The organism is Halogeometricum sp. CBA1124 (genome assembly GCF_009741955.1).
GTDB classification, from domain to species: Archaea; Halobacteriota; Halobacteria; order Halobacteriales; family Haloferacaceae; genus Halogeometricum; species Halogeometricum rufum.
The window spans coordinates 1-8,649 of sequence record NZ_WPCD01000157.1 but is presented as its reverse complement, the minus strand read 5'-3'; the positions used below and the strand labels follow the sequence as shown (position 1 = coordinate 8,649).

The 8,649-nt window shown below is 70.1% G+C and carries 7 protein-coding genes and 2 pseudogenes; 3 read left to right on the top strand and 6 right to left on the bottom strand.

All coding sequences use genetic code 11. The annotated features are described in order from the left end of the window. Nucleotides 1-253: 253 nt before the first annotated feature. Nucleotides 254-1,717 (bottom strand): DUF402 domain-containing protein, encoded by a 1,464-nt coding sequence (locus tag GJ632_RS15995; RefSeq protein WP_191453474.1) that lies wholly within the window; start codon nt 1,715-1,717, stop codon nt 254-256. Next, nucleotides 1,714-2,091 (bottom strand): hypothetical protein, encoded by a 378-nt coding sequence (locus tag GJ632_RS15990; protein WP_191453473.1) that lies wholly within the window; start codon nt 2,089-2,091, stop codon nt 1,714-1,716. The genes GJ632_RS15995 and GJ632_RS15990 overlap by 4 nt, the downstream gene beginning before the upstream one ends. A 109-nt stretch (nt 2,092-2,200) precedes the next feature. Between GJ632_RS15990 and GJ632_RS15985 the strand changes: the two genes are divergently transcribed. Then, nucleotides 2,201-3,211: a PrsW family intramembrane metalloprotease gene (locus GJ632_RS15985; RefSeq protein WP_191453472.1), complete on the top strand. Its 1,011-nt coding sequence runs from the start codon at nt 2,201-2,203 to the stop codon at nt 3,209-3,211. A 31-nt stretch (nt 3,212-3,242) separates the two neighbouring features. Here GJ632_RS15985 and GJ632_RS15980 read toward each other — a convergent pair whose 3' ends face one another. Beyond that, nucleotides 3,243-3,854: a riboflavin synthase gene (locus GJ632_RS15980; RefSeq protein ID WP_191453471.1), complete on the bottom strand. Its 612-nt coding sequence runs from the start codon at nt 3,852-3,854 to the stop codon at nt 3,243-3,245. Nucleotides 3,855-3,971: 117 nt separating this feature from the next. On the opposite strand from GJ632_RS15980, the gene GJ632_RS15975 reads away from it, so the two are divergent. Beyond that, on the top strand, nt 3,972-4,619 hold the full coding sequence (locus tag GJ632_RS15975) for a DUF502 domain-containing protein (RefSeq protein WP_191453470.1): 648 nt from the start codon (nt 3,972-3,974) through the stop codon (nt 4,617-4,619). A 20-nt stretch (nt 4,620-4,639) separates the two neighbouring features. Here the strand turns inward: GJ632_RS15975 and GJ632_RS15970 are convergent. Beyond that, nucleotides 4,640-6,509 (bottom strand): annotated as a pseudogene (locus GJ632_RS15970) (SLC13 family permease). A gap of 118 nt (nt 6,510-6,627) precedes the next feature. Here GJ632_RS15970 and GJ632_RS15965 point away from each other — a divergent pair. Continuing rightward, nucleotides 6,628-6,870, top strand: a complete 243-nt coding sequence (locus GJ632_RS15965) for a hypothetical protein (RefSeq protein ID WP_089804472.1) — start codon at nt 6,628-6,630, stop codon at nt 6,868-6,870. A 27-nt stretch (nt 6,871-6,897) separates the two neighbouring features. Here the strand turns inward: GJ632_RS15965 and GJ632_RS15960 are convergent. Together GJ632_RS15960 and GJ632_RS15955 are read right to left on the bottom strand one after the other, a co-directional pair. Continuing rightward, nucleotides 6,898-8,059 (bottom strand): annotated as a pseudogene (locus GJ632_RS15960) (M24 family metallopeptidase). 4 nt (nt 8,060-8,063) lie between these two features. Further along, nucleotides 8,064-8,649: 3'-5' exonuclease (locus GJ632_RS15955; protein WP_305037688.1), on the bottom strand; the 586-nt coding region annotated here is incomplete at its 5' end.

The window sequence follows — 8,649 nt, the reverse complement described above, 5'->3', positions numbered from 1 at the left end:
TCGAGAACACGTGGTCGAGACGTGGTCCAACTGGTCGTAGGTCGGTTGCAGTCTCGCCGCGTCCGTCCCTTCGAGTTCGGCCACGATTTCGGCGACTGCGAGCGCCGGGTCGTCCGCGTCAGTGTCCAACTGTCGCACCACCACGTCGTCGTCGGGTGAACCACTCACGTCCGCGCAGTATCGGACGCCGCGGATAAATCTTTGCCGTCGTCGACTGCGCCGGTGGCGGCGGACGGACCCGCCGCGCGCCGCCTCACGACCCGAGCGCGTTCTCCAGACTCGACGCCACGGACCGGGCCTTCTCCGCGAGTTCCTCGCTCACCGTGCCGGCCGCGACGGCCTCGTCGAGTTCGTCGTCGTCCACGCGTTCGACGGCGCCGTCGGGGTGTTTTATCACGTCGACGTGCAGGTCCACGTAGCGCACCTCGTCCGGGAAGCACTCGACGGGCGTGCAGACGTTCACGTACGTCCCCTTCAGGTCGCCGTCGGCGCTTCGGTAGACGGTCGGATACCACCACCGTCCCTCGCGGAACTTGGTGAGCGCCGTGTCGCCCGCCTCTCGGGGCGTCCCGAGTGCGTCGTACGTCCCGCTCCCGGAGAGCGTCCGCTCCACCGACAGCGTCCCGTCGGTGTCCCACTCGACCACCTCGCCGCGGCCCAGCGAGAACGCCCGGCCGTCGGGCTTGCCGTGGCCGATGGCGACGGTGTCGCCCTCGACCGGTCCGAACTGCCGCGTCACCACGTCGAACCGGAACTCGCCCGAGGGCGCGCACATCGCCTCGACGAAGTCCACGCCCGCACTCGCCGCCTCGCAGGCGGCTTTCGTCCGGTGGTGTCCGGGCATCGTCGTCTCCACCTGCCGCCTGTACTCGTCGAGTTCGAAGCGGGACTCCCGGCCGAACCACACCCACTCGCCCGCGCCGGGCGCGGCGAGTTCGCGGAGGGGTTCGACCCCGCCGACGGCCGCGAGGGCGTCGTCCATCGTCGCGGCGCGTTCGGCGGCGCGTTCGAGCGCCGTCTCGAGGGCGTCCATGTCGGCCTTCGTCGCCGCGTGAGACCACTCGATGCCCCACCCGTCGGGCACCGCCACGGAGAGGAAGTCGGTCATGCCGACGAGTTCGCGGCCGGCGGCGTCGTCGCGGGTGTCGACCGTCACGCCGTCGCGGCCGTGGACCAGCGTCGCCAGGCCACCGTCGGCGCGCACGTCGGTGCTCAGCGAGGCCCGGCGGTCGCTCCACGGCGGTTCCGAGTCGCGGACCTGCACGCGGACGGCGTCGCCCGCCTCGATTCGGTCGTCGGTCTCGCGGAACGGGAGGAACCCCTCCGCCTCGCCGGAGGAACTCCGGCTGCTCGATGGACCGCGTCCATCGGTGCCGCCGAGCGAACAGACCGCGCCCGAGCCTTTCGTCTCCGTCACGCGCGCGTCGAACACCGCACCCGGCGGCGCGGGGTCCGCCCACGCGAACGCGTCGACGCCGACGTCTCGCAGGCGGTCGGCGACGGCCGCGACGTCGCCGGCGTCGCCGTGGACGCCGACGCCCTGCCGGTCGTCCGTCGTCGCCACCGTCACCTCGTGGTGGCCGTCGCCGAAGTCGGCGTCGAAGCGCGCGCGAATCGGTTCGGAGGCCTGCACCACCTCGTGTCCGGCGTCGAGGAGGAGGCGCGTCACGGCCGTCGTGTAGATGCCGCGGACGCGGACGCGGGCCGCCTCGCTCATCGCAACAGGTCCGGGTCGCGTGCGAACCGGACGCGGGCGTCCACCGTCGGTCCCAGCGACAGTTCCACCCGCTCGTCCGACAGGACGCGGCCGCCCTCGACGGGTACGCCCCACGAGTCGAAGCGGAGGTACCCGCGGAGGTCGCTCCCGTGCGTGAACAGGTCGAGGAACTCGACCTCGTGTTCCTGTATCTCGGAGGCGCTGTGCGCCATCTCCATGTCGGAGTACACCGTCTCCCCGCCGGCGAAGAACGCCCGAAGCGTCTCGGCGTCGCGTTCGACCGCCGCCGCGACGGCGTCGGACGCCTCCCGAATCTCCTCGGTCGTGAGTCCGGCGTCGCGGAGGGCGGCCTGCGTTCGTTGGTCGAAGTGCATGTCGTCGGCGAACGTAGGGCCGCGCCCCCTTTCAAGCGCCCGTTTCGCCCCTGGGGCGCCGCGGTTCGGCCGAAGCTATTACGCGGCGACCGGTTGTATAGTCAGGGCGATGGCTGAGAGACGAGACCCGGTCGAACGCGCGTCGGACGGTTCCAAGGACCTCTACGACATCTCGACGTGGGAGGAACGAACGTCCGTCGACGGCCTCGCGGTGGCGTTGTACCGGCTGTTCGCGGCCTCGGCGCGGTTCGTCATCGTCGCCGTCGCGTTCCTCCTCCTCGTCGGTATCGGCGGGTTGGCCGCAGTGACGAACCTCGAAATCGGTCTCCTCACGGTTCTCTCGGCGATTCCGGCGCTGGGACTGGCCGCCTACGTGTACTACTCCGACGTGACGACGAACGAACCCCTGTCGCTTCTGGTCGGAACCTTCCTGCTCGGCGTCCTGACGGCCAACTTCGCGGCCGTCCTCAACGGTGCCCTCCAGCCCTACTTCCAGGGGCTCGGCTTCCTCGGGACGGTGCTGTTCTTCTACATCGTCGTCGGCCCCATCGAGGAGATAGTGAAGCTTCTCGCGGTTCGCCTGTACGCCTACACCGACGACCGGTTCGACTCGGTGGTCGACGGCGCGGTGTACGGGGCGATGGCCGGCCTCGGTTTCGCGTTCATCGAGAACGCCCTCTACATCACGCGGGAACTCCCGACGGCGGAACTGGACCTCGGACTGGGACTCATCGGGATGGGCGGGGGCATCACGGCCGTCCGCGCCCTCGCCGGGCCGGGGCACGTCATCTACTCCGCCATCGCGGGCTACTACCTCGGACTGGCGAAGTACAACCCCGACAACCGCGGCCCCATCGTCGTCAAGGGACTGCTCATCGCGGCGTTCGTCCACGCGACGTACAACGCCACGGTCGGCATCGGGTCGGGCCTCATCCAGACGTTCACCCCGCTCTCCGGACTGTGGGCGTTCCTCGCGTACGTCCTCGTCTACGACAGCGTGTTCGGGCTGTACCTCATCCGGAAGATTCGGCGCTACCGGCAGGCCTACCGAAAGGCGCACACGCCCGCGTACGACGACGGCGCGGTCCAGTCGGAGACGGAGACGACCGAGGCCGAGTAGACGGCGCGGGCGGCGGCAGACCGAGAGGTCGCTACTGCAGGGCGTCGGCGTAGCCCGACACCATGTTCTCGACGTACTTCGCGACCACGTCAACCTCGACGTGGACGGGGTCGCCCACCGCTTTCTCCGAGAGCGTCGTCAGGTCGTACGTCGTCGGGATGATGGCGACGGCGAAGTCCGAGTCGCGCCGGTCGGCGACGGTCAGGCTGATGCCGTCCAGACAGATAGAGCCCTTCGCGACGACGTACTTCGCTATCGACGCGGGGAGTTCGAACTCGAAGAACCAGTCGTCGCCGACGCGTTCGATGCCCGTGATTGTCGTCGTCGTGTCGACGTGGCCCTGCACCATGTGGCCGTCGAGACGCCCGTCCGCGGGGAGTGCCCGTTCGAGGTTCACCCGGTCGCCCTCGGCCACGTCGCCGAGGTACGTCTTCTCGACCGTCTCCGCGGCGAGGAACACCTCGAACCACTCCCCGTCGGCCGCGAACTCCTCGACGGTGAGGCAGACACCGCTGACGGCGATTGACTGCCCGTGGTGGAGGTCTTCGAACGTCGCGTCGGGGCTGAGACGGAGGCGACGGCCGCCGTCGTCGTCCGTCGCGGCGACGACGACGCCCGTCCCTTCGACTATCCCTGTGAACATACCTCCCGTCTCGTCCCACACGTGAAAAGCATCACGAAATTGGGCGACCGCTCGCCGACGGTCGTGTGAACTCGGCGGCGGGATACACTTTTGTCGTCGCTCTCCCACCCCCGCACGATGTCGCTTCTCACCCGACTCCGGACCAGTTTCGTCACGGGACTGTTCCTCGTCGCGCCGTTGGCGGTGACGGTGTTCGTCCTCGACTTCGTGTTCGACCGCCTCACCGGCATCGTCCTCGACCCCATCGTCGCGACGACGCGCCTGCGGACGTTCACCGGGGACGAACTGTTGCTCGCGCAACTGCTGGCGGCGACGCTTCTGGCCGTCACGCTCACCGCCGCCGGCTACGTCGCCTCGCAGGAACTCGGCCGTCGCCTGTTCGGCGGTTTCGAACGCGGCGTGCGCCTCGTCCCCCTCGTCCGAACCATCTACTTCGGCGTCAGGCAGGTGTCCGAGTCCCTCGCGCGGCAGAGCGAGGGGTTCGACCACGTCGTCCTCGTCGAGTACCCCCGCGAGGGCGTCTACTCCATCGGCTTCGTGACGAACGACGGCCCGCAGAGCGCCGAACGGGCGACGGACTCGCCGGAGTTGCTGACGGTGTTCCTCCCGCACAGCCCCAACCCGACGGCGGGGTCGCTCATCATGGTGCCGCCCGAGGACGTGTTCGAGGTGGACATGTCCGTCCGCCGGGGCCTGCGCCTCATCGTCACGACCGGACTGGGCGCCGAGGACGTCGAGGAACTTCCGGAGGGCGTCGTCAAGTAGCGGGAGCGCTCCGCCGCCGGTCACACGCCCCAGTAGAGCGCTATCGCCGCCGACGTGACGACGGCGAGGAGGAGTTGCAGGGGCGCGCCGACGCGGACGTAGTCGGTGAACCGGTAGCCGCCGGGACCGTACACCATGAGGTTCGTCTGGTACCCGACGGGCGTCATGAACGCCGTCGTCGCCGCGAACGTCACCGCGAGGGCGAACGAGAACGGGTCGGCCCCGATGCTGGTCGCCGTCGAGACGGCGATGGGCAGGAAGAGGACGACGCTGGCGACGGGCGTGATGACGTTGGCGAACCCGCCCGTCAGCAGGTAGAACAGGCCGAGGACGACGACGGCGGGGAGTCCGGCCGTCGCGCCGACGACGCCGTCGGCGACGAGTGCGGCCGCGCCCGTCTCCCGGAGGGCGATGCCGAGGGGGACGATGCCCGCCAACAGGAAGACGACGTTCCAGTTCACCGCGTCGTACGCCTCGTTCGGCGAGAGGACGCCCGTCACTATCATGGCGACGACGCCCGCGAGGGCGGCGACGGCGATGGGGAGGACGCCGAGGGCGGCCAGTGCGACGACGCCGAACAGGGTGCCGAAGGCGGCGACGGCCGTCGAACTCACGCCGCCCTCGCGCACGCGAGCCATCACCTCGTCGAACACCTCGCCGGTGACGACGAAGTCGTCGTTGTCCGCGAGGAACTCCGCCGCCTCCTCCGTCGTCTGCATCAGGAGGGCGTCGCCGCCTCCCAGTTTCGTCGCGCCGATGCCGTCGCGGACGAGTTCGCCGCCGGCGCTCCGGATGGCGAGGACGGTGGCGTCGTAACGTTCGCGGAGGCGAGCAGTCTCGACCGTCTCGCCGACCAGCGACGACGAAGGGGGGCACGACGAGTTCGACCAGCGTCGAGCGCTCGGGGTTGTCCAGTTCCGCGTCCGTCACCGCCGCCCGCGGGAGGCGGCGGAGCGACCCGAACTCGACGAACCGCTGGATGGTCGGCGGATCGCCGCGGACGGTCAGCACGTCGCGGGACCGCAACTCCCGGTCGGACTCCGCGGCGGGGAAGTGGTCCGCCCCCCGCACCACGTCCAACACGTCGAGGCCGAGGTCCCGGCGCGCGTCCTCGGCGACGGTCTGCGCGGTGGTGCCGACGAACGGCGACCGGGAGGTGACGAGGACGCGCGCGAGGTACGGTTGCACCTCGTACCGTTCCGTCCGCGACCCCGGCGGGACGCGGGCGGGCAACAGCCACTTCCCGACGGTGAGGAGGTACGCCGCGCCGACGAGGAAGACGACGACGGCCACCGGCGTCAGCAGGAACACGCCGAACGGCCGGCCCAGCAGTTCCGCGGACAACTCGGAGGCGACGAGGTTCGTCGCCGTCCCGAACAGCGTCAGGGTCCCGGCGAGCATCGACGCGTAGGAGAGGGGGATGAGCAGTTTCGACGGCGAGACGCCCGCCTCGTTGGCGAGGTCCGTCACCATCGGGATGAAGACGGCGACGACGGGCGTGTTGTTCACGAGGCCCGCGATGGGTCCCGTGAGGCCGATGATGGCGGCCAGCAGGCGGTTCTCCGACCCGCGGGTGAGGTGGGCGACTTCGACGCCCAGACGGCGGACGACGCCCGTCCGCTCGATGCCGCTACTCAGGATGTACATCGCCAGAATCGTCACCGTCGCCGGGTTCGAGAAGCCCGATAGGCCCTCGACGGCGGACACGCCCGTGAACGGTTCGAGGGCGACGAGGGTGACGACGACGGCGATGGCCGTCACGTCGGGCGACACCGCCTCGGTGACGAACAGGACGACGGCGGCGACGACGATGGCGAAGACGACGAGGACGGAGAGGGAGACGCTCAGGCCGGCCAGTTGCACGGCAGTCGCGGGGACCGTCGAGACCATACGGACCGTCTCACTCCCCGACGGGTTAGCCGTGTCGCCGTGCCGCGGCCACGCCGACGCGTCCGGCGGTGCGTCCACACCGAGGTGCTTTTTCCTCCGCACCGCTATCTGTCGGTCGATGCGCCTCGGAATCCTCGGGACGATTCAACTCGCGGCGACGCTGATATTCGCCGTTCCCGTCGGCGTCTACGGGTTGAACACGCTCCTCGACGGCCAGCAGATACTCGGCGGCGGCCTCCTCGCCGTCGCCGTCCTGATGGTCGTCCTCCCGCACTACCTGACGACGCCGACGGACATCCCCGCGAAAGTCGGCGAATCGGTCGTCGGAAAAGTCGTGAAGACGCCGGACGACGAGGAGTAGCGCCTTCGGCCGCCGGTCGGCGCGCGACTACTCCGTCCGCGGCGTGAACGACCGCGGGTACTCGTGGAGTATCTCGTGTCCGTCGTCGGTGACGGCGACCAGTTCCTCCAGTCGGACGCCGCCGCGTTCGGGGTCGTAGACGCCGGGTTCGACGGTGAACACCATCCCCGCGTCGAGTTCCACCGCCTCCCGGAGCGACGGCCCCTCGTGCAGGGAGAGGCCGACGCCGTGGCCCGTGCCGTGGGTGAAGCCCGCCTCGCCCTCGTCGGCGTTCGGGTCGAAGCCGTGGGCGGCGAGTTCGGCGGCGGCCTCCCGGTGGACGGCGTTCGCGTCCGCGCCGGGTGCTATCTCGTCCAGTCCGGCCTTCAGCGCCGCCTCGACGGCGACGTAGGCGCGTCGCTCCCACCCGCCGTCGCTCTCGACGACGTACGTGCGGGACAGGTCGCCGTAGTAGCCGTGGGGGCCGCGCGGCGAGAGGTCCAACAGCACCGTCTCGCCGGGCCGGAGAACGTCAGTCCCGGCGTAGTGCAGGTCCGCGCAGGTCGGTCCCGCGCCGACGACGGTGTTGTCCGCGTCACGGACGCCGTAGACGGCGAGTTCGGCGTTCACCTGCCGCCGGAGGCGTTCCGTCGAGAGGGGGGCGTCCCGCCAGACGAGTTCGTCGCCCTCGGCGGCGCTCTCGGCGAGAATCTCCTCGGCGCGGGCCATTCCCCGGATGGCGGCGCGTTGGACGCGCCGGAGGCAGTCGAGTTCGGCGTCGGTCTTCGTCAGGCGGGCGTCCGCGACGGCCGTCGTGGACTCGAGTTCGTAGCCCGCGCGTTCGAGGTGGACGGCGGCGTCGTGCGGTATCGACCGCGGGACGAGCAGTGCCCAGACGCGCCGCACTCGTCGAGGACGTTCGCGGCGCGGACGCCGGCAGGGCGCCCGCGTCGTCGGTTCGGACCGTCCCGGCGAACTCGCGTTCGGCCTGTTCGCCGAACAACGAGGGCGCGCAGAGCGTCGCCTCGCCGTCGGCGTAGACGAACGCGTAGTCGCGGTCCGGCCCCGAAAAGCGGGTGAGGTAGCGCACGTCGTCGTCGAACCGGTCGCCGACGGCGACGAACCCGGCGGCGTCGGTGTCGGCGATTGCGGCGTCGAGGAACGCCGGGTCCGTCTCGGGCGGGGGCAGCGACTCGGGTGCGTCCGGCATCGCCCTACGCTTCGGGCGCCGGCGCGTCGCCCGTCTGCGCCTCCTCCAGCAGTTCCTCGACCGGCGTGTCGCGGACTTCGTTGTGGAGCAGGACGCTCACGGGGAGCGTCGGCGCGCCCTTGATGAGGTTCTCCAGGATGACGAGGCGTTCGCGGGCGCGGGACATCCCGACGTAGAAGACGCGGCGTTCGTTGTCGGTCAGGATGGGGACGGGGTTCGTCGTTGAGGTGAACTCGTCGACGCCGTCGACGTCCTCGTCGTCCACGGAGGCGGCCATCTGTTCGACCACCTTCTCGGTCAGGTCGGTGGAGACGAACACGTGGTCGGCCTCGCGACCCTTCGCGGAGTGGATGGTGCCGACGCGGACGCGGTTGGGGTCCATCCCCTTGTACTCGCCCTCGAAGTAGGCTTCGACGGACTTGCGCTGGAACGACGTCACCTTCCGGACCATGTCGCCCGCGGCGGCCCCGTCGGGGACGAACGGCGCGTGGTCGGTGATGACGTCGGGTTCGACCTCCAGTTCGGTCAGGTCTTCGACGTCCGTCGTCTCCTGCAGGTCGTCGATGTAGTCGAACAGGTCGTCGCGTTCG

What these genes read in the sequence shown, in the direction of transcription:
- GJ632_RS15995 (WP_191453474.1), bottom strand. Translation starts at nt 1,717, where the DNA reads ATGAGCGAGGCGGCCCGCGTCCGCGTCCGCGGCATCTACACGACGGCC.
- GJ632_RS15990 (WP_191453473.1), bottom strand. Translation starts at nt 2,091, where the DNA reads ATGCACTTCGACCAACGAACGCAGGCCGCCCTCCGCGACGCCGGACTC.
- GJ632_RS15985 (WP_191453472.1), top strand. Translation starts at nt 2,201, where the DNA reads ATGGCTGAGAGACGAGACCCGGTCGAACGCGCGTCGGACGGTTCCAAG.
- GJ632_RS15980 (WP_191453471.1), bottom strand. Translation starts at nt 3,854, where the DNA reads ATGTTCACAGGGATAGTCGAAGGGACGGGCGTCGTCGTCGCCGCGACG.
- GJ632_RS15975 (WP_191453470.1), top strand. Translation starts at nt 3,972, where the DNA reads ATGTCGCTTCTCACCCGACTCCGGACCAGTTTCGTCACGGGACTGTTC.
- GJ632_RS15965 (WP_089804472.1), top strand. Translation starts at nt 6,628, where the DNA reads ATGCGCCTCGGAATCCTCGGGACGATTCAACTCGCGGCGACGCTGATA.